Origin of the sequence: Paraburkholderia sp. GAS33 (assembly GCF_050436645.1) — a bacterium.
Taxonomy (GTDB): Bacteria; Pseudomonadota; Gammaproteobacteria; order Burkholderiales; family Burkholderiaceae; genus Paraburkholderia; species Paraburkholderia phenazinium_B.
Window position 1 is genome coordinate 643,727 of the sequence record NZ_JBNDMP010000002.1, and the last position, 16,782, is coordinate 660,508.

The 16,782-nt window shown below is 61.4% G+C and carries 11 protein-coding genes; 1 reads left to right on the top strand and 10 read right to left on the bottom strand.

Translation table 11 applies throughout. The features are described from left to right. Position 1 precedes the first annotated feature (1 nt). The 6 genes from P3T24_RS09195 to P3T24_RS09220 all read right to left on the bottom strand — a co-directional run bounded on the left by P3T24_RS09195 (position 2) and on the right by P3T24_RS09220 (position 8,228). Positions 2-2,227: a tetratricopeptide repeat protein gene (locus tag P3T24_RS09195; RefSeq protein ID WP_429433955.1), complete on the bottom strand. Its 2,226-nt coding sequence runs from the start codon at positions 2,225-2,227 to the stop codon at positions 2-4. A gap of 76 nt (positions 2,228-2,303) precedes the next feature. Further along, positions 2,304-3,488, bottom strand: coding sequence for a hypothetical protein (locus P3T24_RS09200; RefSeq protein WP_429433958.1), 1,185 nt, complete (start codon positions 3,486-3,488; stop codon positions 2,304-2,306). After that, positions 3,485-4,849 (bottom strand): hypothetical protein, encoded by a 1,365-nt coding sequence (locus tag P3T24_RS09205; RefSeq protein WP_429433961.1) that lies wholly within the window; start codon positions 4,847-4,849, stop codon positions 3,485-3,487. Before P3T24_RS09205 ends, P3T24_RS09200 begins: the two co-directional genes overlap by 4 nt. 42 nt (positions 4,850-4,891) lie before the next feature. Then, complete coding sequence (locus P3T24_RS09210; RefSeq protein WP_429433963.1) at positions 4,892-5,713, bottom strand: FHA domain-containing protein; 822 nt, start codon at positions 5,711-5,713, stop codon at positions 4,892-4,894. Between the two features lie 20 nt (positions 5,714-5,733). Further along, positions 5,734-7,023: a VWA domain-containing protein gene (locus tag P3T24_RS09215; protein ID WP_429433966.1), complete on the bottom strand. Its 1,290-nt coding sequence runs from the start codon at positions 7,021-7,023 to the stop codon at positions 5,734-5,736. A 17-nt stretch (positions 7,024-7,040) separates the two neighbouring features. Beyond that, a complete protein-coding gene (locus P3T24_RS09220; RefSeq protein ID WP_429433969.1) occupies positions 7,041-8,228 on the bottom strand; it encodes a toxic anion resistance protein in 1,188 nt (395 codons plus the stop codon). A gap of 448 nt (positions 8,229-8,676) precedes the next feature. Between P3T24_RS09220 and P3T24_RS09225 the strand changes: the two genes are divergently transcribed. Then, on the top strand, positions 8,677-9,336 hold the full coding sequence (locus P3T24_RS09225) for an N-acetylmuramoyl-L-alanine amidase family protein (RefSeq protein ID WP_429434297.1): 660 nt from the start codon (positions 8,677-8,679) through the stop codon (positions 9,334-9,336). 16 nt (positions 9,337-9,352) lie between these two features. On the opposite strand, the gene P3T24_RS09230 is transcribed toward P3T24_RS09225, so the two are convergent. Genes P3T24_RS09230 through P3T24_RS09245 form a run of 4 tightly spaced genes read right to left on the bottom strand, consistent with a single transcriptional unit; the run spans position 9,353 to position 16,757 of the window. After that, positions 9,353-9,802, bottom strand: a complete 450-nt coding sequence (locus P3T24_RS09230) for an SMI1/KNR4 family protein (protein ID WP_429433972.1) — start codon at positions 9,800-9,802, stop codon at positions 9,353-9,355. After that, positions 9,793-14,133 (bottom strand): RHS repeat-associated core domain-containing protein, encoded by a 4,341-nt coding sequence (locus tag P3T24_RS09235; protein WP_429433974.1) that lies wholly within the window; start codon positions 14,131-14,133, stop codon positions 9,793-9,795. Before P3T24_RS09235 ends, P3T24_RS09230 begins: the two co-directional genes overlap by 10 nt. Next, positions 14,130-14,591 carry a DcrB-related protein gene (locus tag P3T24_RS09240; RefSeq protein WP_429433977.1) on the bottom strand — a complete coding sequence of 154 codons (462 nt, stop codon included), beginning with the start codon at positions 14,589-14,591 and terminating at the stop codon, positions 14,130-14,132. Before P3T24_RS09240 ends, P3T24_RS09235 begins: the two co-directional genes overlap by 4 nt. A gap of 21 nt (positions 14,592-14,612) precedes the next feature. Beyond that, a complete protein-coding gene (locus P3T24_RS09245; protein WP_429433980.1) occupies positions 14,613-16,757 on the bottom strand; it encodes a type VI secretion system Vgr family protein in 2,145 nt (714 codons plus the stop codon). Positions 16,758-16,782: the final 25 nt, after the last annotated feature.

Genomic DNA, 16,782 nt, shown 5'->3' on the forward strand with positions numbered 1-16,782 from the left:
TTCAGAACAAGGTCACCGGCCGGACCCGGTTGGCCTGGCTGATCCAGTAAAAACGTTCGCTCTCCGAGCCCGCCTCGTGCGCGGCACGACGGAATTGCTCCTCGGCGCCCAGGCGCAGCGGCGTCTCCGCAAACGGCACGCCGAGGAACGTCGCGCCGCCTGGCCAGCTGAAATCGCGAATGCGCGATACCACCAGCGACAGCAAACGCGCCGCGACCTCATACGCATGCCCACCGGCTGCCAGCGCCTGGCTGACCGCGGCGTCGGCGCGTTGCAACAGCGAACTGTCGACCAGCGCCGGATAGGCCAGCAGCGTTTCGCCGATCACCAGTTGGGTCAACGCATGCAGCGCATGATTGTCAGGCACGCGGCCTAGCACCGCCACCGCATCATGCAGACGGCCTGCCTTCGCATGGCAACGCGCCGCGCCTAGATGCGCGCTCACATACGCGGGGTCGACCTGGCCAACCCGATCGTAGTACGGCAATGCCTGCTCGAGTTGTCCTGCGACTTCAGCGGCGACTCCCATCGCGAGACGCGGTGCGAGCTCGCCCGGCATCTCGAAGTAGCAGCGCTCGAACAGCGTCATCGCCTGTGCGCCGTCGCCCTGGACCACTTGCCAGAGTCCGCGGAACCAGCTTGGCCGCCAGTCGAATGGATCGGCTGCTTCCAGCGCATCGAGTGTCTCGGTGATGATCGCGGCGCGCTCCTCGGCACTCGGCCATTCGTTGCCGATCAGCACTTCGACGAGACGCAGGCGCGGTTCGGTTGCGCGGTCGCCATACTTGGTGACCAACGCCTGAAACTCTTTGACCTGTTGCGCGATGTCCATCAGGCTCAGCACGCGGATCACCTCGTTGGCCGCACGGTCCTCGAGATTGACACGCAGCGACGGCAGGCAGAGCGGCGCAGGCTTCGCCACCAGCTCTTCGACGCTCACATCGCGCAGGCGGTCACCGGTGAACACCTTGCTGTCGGCGGGCTTCGGGCCCGTCTGGAGCGCGACGATCTCGCGTAGTACGCCGAACAGTTGCTCAGCCATCTCATCCGCGTTCTGGAAGCGCTCATCGGGATCCACGTGGGTCGCGCGCAGCAGGAAGCGATACAGCGACTCATTCTGCGCCAACACGTCAAACTCGTCCGGGGATGGCAGCGCGTGCTCGTAGGCCGAGGTGAACTTGAACTCCATGATCAGGACCGCGAGCGCCCGGCCAAGCGTGTACAGATCCGAAACGGCGATCGGTTCGCTGTCCGCCTCGGGGGCCGCGAAGCCAACCGTCGCGTAGATATCGCCATCGGGGTCACCGATCTTGCGCACCGCGCCCATGTCGATCAGCTTGACGTCGCCGCCTTCGATCATCACGTTATCCGGCTTGAAATCGCAATACACGAGCCCCTGGCTGTGCAGATACGAAAAGGCCGGCAGTATTCCTAATATGTACGCAATGGCTTCGGCCACCGGCAGCGGGCCGCGCGCCTTGCGCAGGCTGTGCACGGTCTGTCCGCCGACGTACTCCATGATGATGAAGCCCTCGGCGCCATGATTCACGAAGTCGTAAATGCCGACGATCTTCGGGTGCTTGACCGCGGCGAGGTAGCGCCGCTCAGCGACCGCCGCTGCAGCGCTGGCTTCGTCGTTGGCGTTGAGCAGGCCCTTGAGCACGACCCAGCGCGACAGGATCTGATCGAAGCCGAGGTAGATCCAGCCTAGGCCGCCGAACGCGATGGCGCCCTTCACTTCGTACTTGCCGGCAATCACGTCGCCCGGCTTCAGATGCGGCTCGAAGTCGTACGGTGTGCCGCAGGCCGGGCAGAACCCCTTGCTCCGGTTGACCTGCGCATCGCATTTCGGACAGTGGCGCTTGCGCGTCGGCACTTCCGGCGTCGCCATCAGTAGCTTCAGTGGATCCTGGCTCGGCAGATCGGGCAGCGAGATCAATCCACCGCCAAGCGCATTGCGGCGCGTGCTGGTATGCGTCGAGATGCCGGCACGGCGGCGCGTGGGCCGTGTCGCGTTCTTGCCCGTGCCGCGCGTCGGATAGTTGATCGTGAAGCGCGTCGAACTGCGCGTGCGGCCCGTCGTCGTGGTATCGGGCAGTGGCGGCGGCGCGGCATCGATGCCGCCCGTACCCGCGGCAATCAGCGAAACGGCCTTGGCCGGCTTGCCGCAATCTTCACACACCCCGTCGACGATCGTGCCGCCGCAATAGCTGCAGGCTGCCGTCATTTGATCACTCCTGTTATGCACTGCCCCGGTTGTTTTTGATTCACTCATTGATTCGCTCACCGATTCATTCACGCAATCAATGACTCAGCGTCAGCAGCAGGTTCTGATACTGCTTGAGCCACGCGCGCGTCGCCGCGACGTCGAGCGGCCGCGCCGCTAGCGCCAGCGAAATCCGCTCGCGCAACGCCTCGCTGTCGACGTCGCGCCGCAACTGTGCGGAGAGAGCGCGCTCCTTGGCCTTCAAGGCGGTGAACTGCCCTTTCATCTCTTCGACTTCCGCACACCTTGCCTGCGCTTCGGCCACAGCTGCCTTGCCACGCGTCAGCGCCTCGTCAAGCGCTACCTCGATCCGGCTCAATCCGACATTCACCGCATCCCACTGTCCGACCTTCAGGCTGCCTTCCAGCGTGTCGCACCAGCTTTCCAGCATGCTGAGCTGATCGGTCGGTGCATGCGTCAACGATTGCGCGCCTGCCGCGCCGAGCAGCATCTGCACTTGTTGCGCCGAGGCTTGCCAGGCGGTCGACAGTCCGCGTAGCTCGGCGAGTGCCGTCTTCGCACGCGCGAGGCCGGCACTCGCCTGAGCCTGCGACGACTCCAGGCGGTCCAGCATCGTCGCCCACGCGGCCAGGCCGCGGCCAATCGACGCCATGCCGGCGCGCGCATTGAGCGGGTCGGCCTGCAGGCCCTGGAGCTCGACAAACGACGGCCGTTCTGTGGCCGACTTGATGCGCGATGCACGCGCATCGAGGCTCGCATATTCGCTGTGCAGTTGCGCAAGCTCGGTTTGCGTCGTGCTTTCCGCACCGTCGATATCGGCCAGCGCGTCGCGTGCGGCCTCGAAGCTGCTCTGCATCTGCGCGAGCAGATCGGCGGGCGTCATCGAGGCGTGCCCGACCGCCGCCTCGAGCAGCGTCCGGTTCTTGAGCGGCACGGCCTTGGAGGGCCGCGCAATCGACGCGCCCTCCAGCAGCGCCAGCACCTTCTCGCGACGCATCTCGCGTGACACGAACAGTCCGCCGCGTTGTGCTTCAAGCGCCTCGTCGACGACACGCGCAAGCAGCAGGTAATCGTCCGACAGCGAGCTTAACGAGGCCAGCGCCGCTTCCGCACGCCGCTTCGTGACACCCGTGTAATGGCCTTCACGAGTCCGGATGCGAATCCGCTTCGTGCTCTCGGCACTGGACAGTTCGTTGATGTTCGCCGTCACCGCGGCGAGGCGCGCCTGCCAAACGGCGACCAGATCTTCGACGTCGCTCATTCGCGGAACTCCGCCAAACGCTGCTGCAGGCCGAACAGCGAACCGAGGAGTGGGCACAGCAAGGCCGGTAGTAGTAGTACCCATAGCCAGCGTACTTCGCCGAACGCGCGTCCGATCGCGAGATCGAATTGCGTCTGGTTGATGTCCATGGTCTTCAGCAACGCCTTGACGAAACGCTCGAATGCCCAGTCGGACTGGCCCGGCTGCGTGCCCAGGCACAACGCTACTGCGTCCTTGTGACGCCCAGCGGCTTCGAGCGCACGAATCTGCCGGTCGATACGCACGTAATCGAGCCAGCCTGCCAGCGTTGCCTTCGCAGCGGCATCCTCGCCATCGAACGTGATATTCGCCAGCTCATTGCCAAGCAGCCCCTGACCCTGCAAGCTTTTCAGATCCGCCGGAAGTTGCGCGACATTAGCCATATCCACGGAAAACAGCCGATGCGCCGAGTCCTTGAACAGCGCAGTCTGGCGAGCCTGTTCGTCCTTGTCCTGGGTCAGCAGATACACGCTTTCCTGCGCATTCGCAGAATATGCGACGGCTTGGGCCCGAGATAGTGCGTAGACCGAATCGAACGCGTCTTCCTTCGCTACGCGCATGCTGGACATCACGTTAGCGGCCTGGATCGAGAACATTCCGACGGCGAGGATCAACAGCAGCGTGCCCGCCGCAATCGCGGGATTGATCAGCCGTCGGAAGCTCAGATACACATAGCGTTGCGTATCGAGCAGCACGGCGAGCAACAGCAGCGAAAGTGCGATGAACGCATAGAGCCAGCGATGCGCCGTCATCCGGCCATCGGTAAACGCCGTATCGAGGTGCTCGAAGTTCACCTGGGCGAGCGCTTCGGCGGCGGGAGCGATCCGCTCCCGCATCAGATCGTCGGCCTGCCCCAGCGCCTTGAGATTGCCGCCTGGTGCCTGCGCCAGGCCGATCAGGCGTTGATACTCGGACAGGTGATCCATGATGTCGAGGATCGGACGCCGCTCCTCATCGCCATAGGTAATGTTTTGCGCAGCGGCGACGAGATGATCGTTGGCCTGCGCCATTGATTTCCGGTATTCGGTTGCGCCCGGTCCGTCCGGACCTTCTCCCGTCAGGAAGACATTGATGATCGACGTATGCGCGTCGCTCAGCGTGCTGCGGATATTCTCGGCCGCGACTATCGATGGCTCGGAGTCCTTGCCGATCGTCTGCACCACCGTCGCATAGGAGCGGTAGGCGCAGAAGCCGACCAGCGCAACCAGCAGCGAGAGCGCCGCAATGACGGCCTGCCTGATCCGCAGTTGAGCCGGCACGTTGAAGCGGCTCGCCTGCTGCGAAGCGCCGCTGAAATCGGCCGGCAGATGGGTCGACGACATGATGGTTACCTCTTGGTTATTCTGGTCTTCGATACGCCTGGGTCAACGGCCTTCGACGTAGACGCGCGTCCACATCCCAAGTGTCAGTTCGTCGCCGGGCTTGACGAGCGTTTCGACGCCGGGCTCGAGCGTGTTGCGATTGAAGAGCGTGCCGTTGGAGGAGCCCAGTTCCAGCACCGAAAACGCGCCCTCAGGACTGCGCACGAACTTCAGATGACGGCGTGAAATGCCAGGGTCGTGAATCACGATCTCCGGGTGAATGCCCTTGCCTTCGTACTGGCGGCCTAGCGTGTTTTCGTCGAGGTCCAGGTGGAACACCTTCGCCGGGGTGTCCACGGGGCACGGTACATCCGGTGCAAGCTCAGTGTAGAGCGAGGCGTCCACGACAATGCGCAGCTTGAGCCGCGGTGTGGTTGTCGCGGGCAGATCGGCTGCGGATCTGGCGTCCGGGGGAGAGGCGTTTGAGACAGGTGCTGCGGATAGCACCGGAGCCTCGGCTCTGGCCGCAGACGTGGATGGGGCCGCGGCAGCAGCCGGCATCGATGCACCAAGCGAATCTGGCACAGGTTGCGTCTTCGTCGCCGCGACGTCTGCGGCGCCCTGCGGCTTCGGTTGCGTCGCGCTCGACCCCAACCCGCCGAACGACGTGCGAGCCGCGAAATCGTAGCGGCACATTTCGCAATAGCGCGCGCCCGGACGGCGCGGCGTCATGCAGTCGGGGCAGGTTTCTCCGCCGGCCGTCGGTGCTGTATCCGGCGCGGGCGCTGCATTCACCAGCGATGCCCCCGCTTTCATCGACGCACCGCATTCTGAGCAGAACTCGGGATCGGTGGATAGGTGTCCTTTGGGACAGATGTCGCTCATGACAGGCTGATTCTCAGTTCTCAGGATTGTTTTTCGACGGGCTGCTGCGTAGTCCCGGAGCGCCGCCGTACCGTTCTCGTGCCGCCCAGTTCCAGCTCCATTTCAGCGCCCTTGTCGGCCCGCTTCAGCCGCACCGTACCCGTGCTCGCATCGACCACATCGACGACCTTCTTCAGACGCCGCGTCACCTCGTCGTTGCCCGATTGCTCGGCAATCTGCGCGGCACGACCGAGCAGCCGGGTCGCACGTTCCTCGTCGCCGTTCGCCTTGGCGTCCAGTCCTTCCTGGATCGATTCCGCCAGCTCCGACTGCCCCGTATAGTGCGCAACTTCCTTGCTGATGCGCGTGGTCAGCACGTCGTCGCTCGACCATCTCACCGCGATCGGATCGCAGCTCACTTTCGTTTCGCCGGCCGGTCCTTGAAACACTACGGATGCGCGGCACGCGAGCATTTCGTCATCGAGTGAGCCAGTGGGCAGTTCGAATGCGAGCTGATAGTCGCGCGTTTCGGCGGCCCAAGCGCCCAGCGGAATATCGAGCGTCTTGTCGTCGACGCGTTTGGCGAGCGGCATCAAGTCCAGAATATCGGGGCTCATCTGCTTGACGGTCGCCACCTTGACGACCTTCGGCGACCAGATGCGCAGCGTTGCACCCGCGATGCCCTTCGACATCGAGCGGGACAGAAACGCCTGAAAATCCTGATCGAGACCGGCGGGATCGATCACAGCATCGGCCGTGCCGAGCAGCGCGGATGCAATACGGCGCAACTGCTCAGGCTTCCAGTCCGTGCCGATGCCACGGCAATCGCACTGGAACACCCCCTGGCATTGCGCAATGACCGCGGGAAGCTGGTCACTGTCGTTATGATCGTTGTCGCCATCGGTCTGGAAGTAGACGCTCGCGATCTCCGCGCCGCTCTGCTGGACCTGCGCGAGCGCAAGCTTCAGACCGCGTGACATCGCCGTGGAGCCGCCCGCACCGAGATCCTGCACGGCGCGATGCGCGTTCGCCCGGTTCTCGGCCGTGGCGCGGCAGGCTGCAACAACGACCTTCGCCGAACCCGAGAACGACACGACGAAGAACGACGTGTCATCGTCCAGCATGTCGATACCGCGACGCGCCGCGAGCTTCGCCTGGGCCAGCTTTTCGCCGTGCATCGAGCCGGACACGTCAAGCACGAAGCCCACCACTTTGCGGCCAGAAGGCATGCCGGCCGCAGACTCGATGCTCGACGAAATGGTCAGCACGGCATCGAGCCGTGACTGGCCCGCCGGAAGATAGGGGTTAAAAAATCCCTGGATAGTAAACACGGAGCCTCCGCTCTGGATCAGGTAGGGGTCGACTTGCCAACGAGCCGGTTGCCGGCTTCGAGCAGACCGTCCTTGAATTTGCTGTTGACGCTCGACAGATCCGCGATCGCCTGTTCGCGTTTCGCGACGTTGGCTGCATCGATCCGGCGGCCGAGTTCGATCGTCTCGAGCAGCTTGTCCGCCGATTGCGACAACGCCGCAATATCGGCAACGAAATCGCCCTGACTTGTTTTCGCTTTCAGATAGGCGTCCTGAAGCTGATCGCCGGCAATGCTGCCAAGTTCACGCGTCAGATCGCGGCGGGCCTGGGTGTCTTTCGATGCCTGCATCGTGCGTTCAAGCGAAGCCACGCGAAGAATTGCGCGCTTCAGTTCCGGCAGGTCGAACAGGATGCCGTCCATCAGATTGTTCATCTCGATCAACGCCGCGGCCTGTGAGGCCCGGATTTCCGGCACCGATGTGATGGAGCGGCTATGCGCCAGATGGATGCGCACGATGCGCGTTTCAAACGCATTGACCTGTTCGGCAAAATCGCGCAAACGCGTGATTTCGATCACGTCGCGTGACGCCTCGGCGGCTGCACGCCGCTGTTCGAATTCCACGCGTGCCCGCTTGATCAGGATCTGCCCGGCAGCCATATAAAGTTCGAGGTCCTTGATATGGATGATGCTGCTGTCGACGAGCCGGTCCAGCCTGTCATTCATGGCGCGCAGTGTTTCGAGCTGCGTTTGCGCTTTCTGCTCGATGGCCGCCAGATGGTCGGTGATCTTCTTGTGGTTCTGCTGAAGCGCACGTAGCGCGGAAAACCAGCCCCCGACGATGGGCAGACGGCCGAGGTGATCCGCCACTCCGCCGCTCTCGACCTCCGCCTTGACCTTCGGCAGGTTGAGTTCCTTGATCGTGGTGGCGAGCGCAATCGTGACCTCCCCCGCGCGCCCTGTTTCGCCGGTGCGGATGCCCTCGAGCAGTGCATCGAGATGCTGGCTTAGTTCGCGTTGCGCATCGGCGCCAAACGACACAAGACTGTTCGTGTCGCTAAACGAAACGCTCGATACGATCTGATTGACACGCGTCGTCTGTTCGCTGTTGAGCTTGCTCAGATCCATCTGCTGCTCGGGACGAAGCTCGAATTTCAGCGCGGGAATCAGTGACGTCCCTGCCGGCGTGGGTGTTGCGTTGGCAAGATCAACTTGCTGTTCGGCCATCATTTCCTCACAAACGGTTAGGGGATCGATGCAGATTCGATACTGGGCATGATGGCGTGGAATGCTTGAATGCATTCGCGAACGTGCACGTCAAACGCAAACCTGACAAACGGAAATTAACCCGCTCACATCGTATGTCATACCGCATCATAGTTTTATGACGAATCATCGATTCGGGATGGTACGCGCTCTCTTTCTGATTGACTATCGCACAATGGAAACGATAGCAAACCGAAGGATTCTGTAAATAAAAATTGCGTAAATTTTTAAGGCTGGAACCCTATGGTGTTTCTTGCGCGCGATCGAGAGATGTCGATACACTAAGCGCCACATGATTCCCGCGCACAAGACCGATGCGCTTTGCATACCAACACTGTCTCTCGTGACCTGAGCGCGTTAGACCTCACCATTCGAGCGGAATAAATTGTCGAGACTTCTGCGTTCAACCTTGATTCCGCTGGTGTTCGCGTTGTGCGCAGTACATTGCCAGGCCGTTTCGGTGATCGTCGACGCTGGGCACACACCGGCGCACCCGGGGGCGACGGGACCAAGTGGGCGCGTCGAGCATTTATACAATCTTGATCTCAGTGCAGCGGTCGCGCGCGATCTTCAGGCTGATGGTTATAGCGTCACCCGTACGGGCACGGATGCCCGCGAGATCGCGCTTGCGGACCGACCCAACGCCAGGCCTGACGCAAACTTCTTCATTTCGATTCATCACGACTCGCTGCCACAGGCATGGATCGATGCGGGACGGCGCCGAGAATTCAAGGGCTACTCGATCTTCGTTTCCGAACGCAATCCGCACTATCAGGAGAGCCTCGTTTGTGCGAGAGCGATCGGAGAGAAACTGATCGCGGCGGGCGAAACGCCCTCGCTGTATCACGCGACGCCGATCAAGGGCGAAAACCGTCCGCTGATAGACCGGCGGCTCGGTATTCATCGCTTCGACGATCTGGTCGTGCTGAAGACTGCGCCGATGCCCGCGGTGCTTGTCGAAGCAGGCGTTATTGCGAATCCGGACGAAGAGCCGCGTTTGCAGAATCCGGAGACGATCGAAAAGATCGCGGGGGCGATTTCGGGTGGCATTGTGGCGTGCCAGCGATGAGACGAGGACGACGCAGTCAGGCCGAAAGGTATTTCACCAGAAACTCCTTCAGACTCTTTGCGGCGAAAGGTCCCTGCTGCTTTCCATTCACTGGACTTATCAATACCATTGGCGATTCATCGTCGGCATCTCTCTGTGCGGTATCGATAGAAAGGAAAGCATCGCCATCCTGAAAATCGAGTGCTACGTATTGCTCTGGTAGCCCATACTTTTCGCGAGCGTGCTTTGTGAATGCGACGACATCACCGGCAGACCCCACTTCCCTAGGCGTAAGTCCGGCAAACGTTCGACCGTCGATTTCGAGAGCACCATACTCGGCCATGTAGGCCTTGTACGATGGAGGAAATTCGACACCAAGCATCTGCTCAGCCTGATGAATCTTCTCGGGCGATACAGGTCCCGCAACTTCGATTTCTGCTCCTGCGGCAATGTTTTGCTCAATCAATTCATGAATATCTAGCTGCATCGTGAATTCCTCGCTCTCTCTTTCCAGTATTGCTTACGGAACCGGTCGTATCCTCGGGCGGCCGCGGGATCGTTTCGGAAACTGTTTCCATCTTCAATTAGGCCATGAAGTTGTCTGTAATACTTTTGATGTGTCGACGCGGACAGTTCGACCATGGGGCCGGGTTCATCACCAAGGACGTGATGAAGATTAACCTGATTGCCGTCTGGTCCGAACGGGGCGTAGCCAGCCCCCATCAAATCCTGGTTGGTTGCGCCGTTGTTAATCATACCCTTCAACTTATCAAAGCTCGGCGAGTTAAGTGCCGTTTGATTGATGCTCATTTCACTCACCGGCGTGGTCGTGTCAATCAATGAGTCGTCTTGATAGACCTTGCGACCAAGAACGTCGCTAGGGATACGGGCCAGGCCGAGAGGGTCTATCCAGCCAACCGCGTTAGGTGCGTACTGATAGAAGTTCACCCCGCCTCTCAGCCCGACCGGATCCTTATTGATGAAGCGTCCGACGTCCGGGTCGTAGAAGCGGAAAGTGTTGTAGTGAAGCCCAGTTTCCCGGTCAAGATACTGTCCTTGGAAGCGCAGGTTCTGCGGTCGCGGGGCATACGCCGACGGCGTCACCTGACGCTCGCCCTGCGCTACCATCGTTCGAGCCGGCGCACGCTGGATCCACTCTTCCTGTACCGCGTTCCCCCAGACCTTGTATCGAGCCTGCCAGACTAGTTCCCCGCCTGCGTCAGTCAGCTCCTCCGGTATGCCTGACACATCGTTGTGAAAATAATAGACCGTATCGTGTTTTGTTCCATCATTCGCAGCCGGCGCATGATGATCGATCCGAGCAAGCGGCACATAGCTGCCATCTTCATACAGATACGTCAGCGCCTCTTCACCCTGCCGGTCGTGATACGTCTCCTGAATGAGCCGCATCCCGTCCCACAGAAAATCCGTGCTCGCGTACCCGCCGTTCAGCTTTCGAACACGCCGCCCAAGTGCATCGTATTCGAAGTGCGTCGTCGCGATACCAATCCGGTCCTTCGTCACTACCGTCTTCAACTGATGCCAGTCGTCGTACTCGAATGTCTGCTCCTTCGTCGGACCACGCCCGCTCAGCTTGCGCGACAGACGCCCGAAGCGGTCGTATTCGAAGCGCTTGTCCTCGAACATCCGCAGCCGGTTGTGCTCGACGTAGCCGCCGGGGTGATCCCCCGACACAAGGTTCGCCGCCGCATCCCAACGGAATACTTCCGACGGCAGCCCCGGCCCGACCGCCTGCTCGATACGCCCGGTCGGATCGTAGCGATAGCTTGTGACGCCGTGCCGCATATCCCGCTTCTGCATCACGTCGCCCACTGCATCGTATTGCCACTGCTTGCCGAGTAACGCTTCGGTCGACGCGCCACGCAACGCCGTGTGCTGGGCACGGCGGCCAACACTGTCATAGCCGAATTCGCTGGTCAGTCTGCCCTGGGTGCGCAGCACCTCGCGGTGCAGATCGTCGCGTTCGATATCGGTGATCGTCGTGTCATCGACGCGCACCTGGTGGACATGTCCCGAGCCGTAGTGCAGCCAGTCAATCGTATGTTCGCCCGATATCGTCGTGTTGACCCGGTTGCCCAACTCGTCATAGCTATGTACGAGCCATCCGGTCGGCGTGTACTCCTCGAGCAACTCACCGCGCGGTCCGTATTTCAGGTTCACCCGATTCTTCAGCGACGGCCCCCTTGCCGTGACACTGTAGAGCTCCGCCGACGCAATCCGGCCCGCCTTATCGTACAGGTAAGCGCAGGCCTCGCGCACGGCCACCTTGCGCACGAGCCGCCCAAGCGCGTCGCGCTCGTACGTCGTCTCGAGGACGTCCTCCCGCGCAGCGACACCGAATCCGCATACATCGTAAGCGTACGAGCGTCTGGAGCCGTCCAGCCCCACCTCCTCGATAAGCTGATCGCGGCGGTCATAACGGAACCGGTAGCTTTCGCCGTTCTCGTTGGTCAGCGACGCCAGCCGGAAGGCTTCGTCGTAGCCAAACCCCACCGCCCGTCCCGCCGCATCCGTGCGCGATAAAAGCAGGCCGCGCGCGTTGATGTCGTAGCGGGTGCTGCGCTGGTTCGGATCAATGACTTCAATCAACCGCCCACCTGAGTCGTACCGGAACGTTTGACGGGCACCATCGGCCGTCACGATCGACGTGACGCGCCCCATCGGGTCGGCCTCGTAGACCGTTTCGTGGCCGGCGGCATCGATCACACGCGCAAGCATCCCCCGCGCGTCGTACACGAAGCGCGTCGTCTTGCCGGAGCAGTCTGTATAAGCGGTCAGCTGTGCACGAGCGCTCCACTCGAGATGCTTGTAGCCGCCACGTGCATCACGGATCGTGTGCACGAGTCCTCTCTCATCGCGGTGATATTCCGTCGCGAACCCGGCCGGGTCGCGCGTCATCGTCAGATTGCCGCGTTCGTCGTAGCGGTAGATCCATCGCGCATTCGCCGGATCGATCTCCGAGACTGGCAGATCGTAAAAGCCATTCCATTCGGTTCGCTCGACGCGTCCAAGCGCATCGATTCGGGCCGTCTGGCGCCCGCGCTCATCGTATTCGAAGCGCGTCGTGTGACCGGCAGGGTCAGTCGTGCTGACCAGTTGCCGCTGAGCATTCCATTCGAACTGCCATTCGTGGCCTTCCGCGTCCTTATAATGGGTCGGCTGCCGGTCCGCGTTCCAGGTCCAGCGAGTCACGCGTCCGAGCTGATCGGTGATCGTGACTTCACGGTGTTCGGGCTCCACATCAAATACGTATTCCTCACCATCATCGGTCCAGTGGCGCACGACCCTGGCGTCTCGTCCCGTCCCTTGCCATGCATAGAAGGATTGCAGTCCGCCCGGCAGGGTCTGCCGGACCATCAGACCATTGTCGTAAGCGAAGCGCCGCACGATCTGTCCACTGCGGTCCGTCACCGTCTCCAGTTCGCTCGCATCGGAATAGGTGTAACGCACCAGCGTTTCGGGGGGTTCACCCTCGACACCGTGGCTTAGATCTATCGATGCGAGACGCTGAGGGTGCGCCTGCGCATACGTCAACCTCAGGGTTCGACCGGCGCTGTCGAGTACGCGAGCCGGCCGGCTGATATGTTCAACCGCTTCCCGCTGAACCTCGATCCAGTTGCCATTGCGATCCTCGAGCCGCCAGAGCTTCAGCGAATCGCCGCTGGTGGTGTCAGCTCGTCCAAAATCGCGGTATAGGCCGTCCACCGTCTCGACGACGTAATGGCCGCCGGCCGTGCAGATCAGGTAGATGCCTTCTGGCACGCTGAAATGGCTCTCTCCGGGAGGCACCGCCGGAAATACAATGTCGCGCCCCTGTTCGTCCCAGTAGGTAATCGATTCGATGCGGCCCGTTTCGTCGCGTCCGAGCTTCAGTTCGACACTGACTGGCACGCTCCAACCCAGTCCGAACAGACCGTCGGCCCGGTCATCGTGGCTGCTGTAGAAACGACGCCAGACGATCGGTAGCGCCCCGGGCAAAACAAAATCCGTGTCGTGCGTGCCGTCCAGGATCTTGCCGCCGGTGATCACGTTGACAGGGTGACCAGCAGAGGTCCGCATCAAATGACCCAGCGCGGTGCCGACCAGCGCCGCGCCCATATTGAGTGCGAGACAAGGCAGCTTGCTCTTGAGGAAGTCGTCCCAATTCATCTTGCCGCGCCCACACAGGGCAAGCGCAATCCCGATTGCCGCTCCCAGCCATGCCACCCATTTTCGCGCCGCGGTGATATCGCGCACCGTTTGCGTACCGCCGCCAATGAATACGTTGTCCGAACCTTCTGCAATACTGGCGTCACACGTGGTCTTATCCCCCACGCGCGACGCGGGATGATCGTTGATATAGACGTTGCCCGAGCCCTGGGCAATCATCTGCGGCCCGGAGTGATTCTGGCATTCAATCGTGTCCATGTCGCCCGGCTTTGCTGCGCGGGCAGCCGGCAGATTATTGACGTAGACATTGAGCGAGCCGCTCGTGATCTTGCCTTTGATCTCCGGCGGAGCGATCGCGTTACCCAGCGCATGTGCCGCGTTGTCGATCTTCTCGTTCAGACCGCTTCCTTCCATGACGGCGGCCACGCCAATCCCGATCCCAATCACGAGCGGCGTTGCGAGGCCACCCGAACCGATTTCCAGCGCGGCCAGTCCCGCCACCACGGCGCCTTCCGCCAACGTCGAAAGCGCCCACCCGATGGCCGCACCGCCCAGCAGCGAGCCACCCATACCAAGCAGATCGCCCAGCAGCGACGTATGCTGGATCGGATCGTGATAGCGCGCGGCGGCGTACTGTTCGTCACTCACTTCGCGTCCTCCGGCGGCTCGACCAGCGTTGGCCGCGCCACGCGCGGCTCGAAACTGTCGAGCATCCGATCGGCCGTCGCGCGCTGCTCTTCGCTCAACGGGGACGCGCAGGTGAGCGTCATCACCAGCACGCTGCCGTTGTCATCGGCCGGAAATACGCTCTGCAACTGATGCCTGAGCTTGCCGTCCTGCTCCTGGGTCGCATCGATCTGGATACCAGGGCGGCCGCCCACGGTCACAGCTTCGCGCGAACGCTCGGTGAGCTTCGGTGCCTCGCGTGTCGCAAGCCCCCACTCCCGCGCGATGAACGCATCGAGATCCTCCCCATCGCGCAGGCGGCCGCGCGAGATCACGAGGTTGAAGCCGCCGGGCCCCTGGTTCAACATCAGCATATTGACCGTGCGGTCCAGCGCTGCATCGGGCAGTACGAACGTTCCTTCGTGGATCGCGTAGTACATGATGAGGAAACCTATCAATATTTATTTGTTGAGATCGATACGCTGACCGTTGACCGACACACCGGCATCACTAAGCATAATGGTGGAGCTGCCGTGCTTCAGAAGAATGCCGTCAGGCGTGAGAACGACCGTGCTGTCACCAACCGCAAGCGTAATGCTCTTGTCCGCGCCATATACCTGGGTTCCTCCGCCTGCGTCGCCTGCGGGTGTGAAGACCTGAACATCGGCCGCGGTCGTGCTGCGCTTTTGCGCGATCGTTTCGGTCAGATTGCCTTTACCGATCTGCTTCGTCTCATCTCCCGCCGCAACGGTCACAGTGCGAGATCCAGCGACCACCTGGTGCGTCTCGCTGTCTTCGATGACGGTGTTCATGTCCTTCTGGGCGTGCATGTACAGCAGCTGCGAACCGTTCACGTCACTCATCGACAGTTCGTTCGAACCCGCGCCCTTGTGCGTCTGGCTTTTGATCCCCATCGTCTGGCCAGCGGCGCCGTGGTAAGGGTTGCCCTGATCGCCGTTGTATACCCGCCCCACGATCACGGGGTTATCCGCGTCGCCCTGATTGAAGGCAACGAGGACTTCCTGGCCGATCCGCGGAATCGCCGCCGCCCCCCAGCCATCGCCCGCCCACGGCTGCGAGATGCGGATCCACATCGAATCCGTGCCATCGAGCTTGCCGCGCCGGTCCCACAGGAAGTGCAGCTTCACACAACTGCCGTTGGTATAAATCTGCTCGCCCTTCGGGCCCACGACGATCGCCGACTGAGTGCCCTGAATCAGCGGCTTGGGCGTGATCCGTTGCGGGCGATAGGCTATCTTCTGCGGCAGCAGAGAGAAGCTGTTTCGGTACGGCGTTTTGGCAGCGTGTTGCGTGTAGTCGTTGACCGCCTGGTGACGCACACGGAGGATCACGTACTCCTGATTATTTGTCTGCACCGGGTGATTCGTCACCGTCACGTTGCCCGCGGCCGTCATACGCCATGCATAGCCACCGCCGGTATAGCGATAGGCGTTCGCCTCTTCCGCCTGCATGGCGTAGCGGGCATAGCGATTACCGTCGTCGCTATGGTCGTACAGCGACTGGTGTTCGAAGCGCTCAGTGGAATCGAGCCGCGCGTGTTTGAGCGTTTGCGGCTCGGCCTCAACCAGCATCAGCGGGGACGAGGGAGTCTGATGATTGAAATCGCGGAACGTCACCTTGCCCACTCCAAAGCGCCGCCCTTCGTGCAACTGGTCGATACCGTTGAACTCGCTCGACGTGCTATCGGCGTACTGCACCGTCGTCAGTCCATCAATTGGCTGGAACACGAGATTCGTGTCGCCAATCGCAAGCAGATGCTTGTCCTTCTGATAACGATGAGTCCAGATCAGTCCTTCCTGCTCCATCAGCCGCGCGCAGAAATTGAAGTACGACTCCTGGTACATCACCACGTACTCGAGCGGATTCTGGCTCGTCTGGATATCGAAAACGAAGTCGGAGAAACCGTGTTCCTGGAAAATCCCTGAGAGAATCTCCTGCGCGGTCTCGTTCTGGAAAATGCGGCAGTCCGTCGAGCGCGTCAGAAACCAGAACCACGGCACCACCGTCATGTGATATTGCGTGACCCGGCCCGGGTTGCCCGCTCGATCGAACGAGGCGACATAGCCGTCGAAGTAGCGGAACTCGTCGGCACTATCGGATGCGACGATCCGCTCGACGGTCGATTGCCGCGCCTGTTGATCGAACTTGAGATGCACCTGCTGGCCGATCAGGTCCTCGGGCTTCAGATCCTGAGTATGGGACAGCAGATCGAGGTGAATTTCCGGCAGCTGGTTCACGTGTTCGTCCACGATCGCCGCGGTCACCAGCAGAACATCGGTTCCGAGAGGTGTGTCGAGCGTGACGTATCGGTTCTGCTGGGTCAGCGGCGCGGCACCCGCGGTGCCGGTATTGTTGATCGTGTCAGCCACCGCCGAGGGCGGCTTGTTCATCAGCGAGAAACCGGTCTGCGCAAGCTGCGCCGCCCGCTGCACGGTGTCGACATGACCCGCGAGGCCAGCAAGCGGCCCTAGCTGATTGGCGACGCCGGAAGTCATTGATCCGGCAAGGCCTCCTAGCGCGCTCATCGAACCTGACGGACTGCCACCTGAACCGTTTGAAATAAGACTGTCTGGAGCGAAGCTCATATCCGTTCCTTTCTTGTTTTCTCAG

Coding starts and splice junctions, on each gene's coding strand:
- P3T24_RS09210 (WP_429433963.1), bottom strand. CDS start 5,713: ATGAGCGACATCTGTCCCAAAGGACACCTATCCACCGATCCCGAGTTC.
- P3T24_RS09200 (WP_429433958.1), bottom strand. CDS start 3,488: ATGAGCGACGTCGAAGATCTGGTCGCCGTTTGGCAGGCGCGCCTCGCC.
- P3T24_RS09220 (WP_429433969.1), bottom strand. CDS start 8,228: ATGGCCGAACAGCAAGTTGATCTTGCCAACGCAACACCCACGCCGGCA.
- P3T24_RS09245 (WP_429433980.1), bottom strand. CDS start 16,757: ATGAGCTTCGCTCCAGACAGTCTTATTTCAAACGGTTCAGGTGGCAGT.
- P3T24_RS09240 (WP_429433977.1), bottom strand. CDS start 14,591: ATGTACTACGCGATCCACGAAGGAACGTTCGTACTGCCCGATGCAGCG.
- P3T24_RS09195 (WP_429433955.1), bottom strand. CDS start 2,227: ATGACGGCAGCCTGCAGCTATTGCGGCGGCACGATCGTCGACGGGGTG.
- P3T24_RS09230 (WP_429433972.1), bottom strand. CDS start 9,802: ATGCAGCTAGATATTCATGAATTGATTGAGCAAAACATTGCCGCAGGA.
- P3T24_RS09205 (WP_429433961.1), bottom strand. CDS start 4,849: ATGTCGTCGACCCATCTGCCGGCCGATTTCAGCGGCGCTTCGCAGCAG.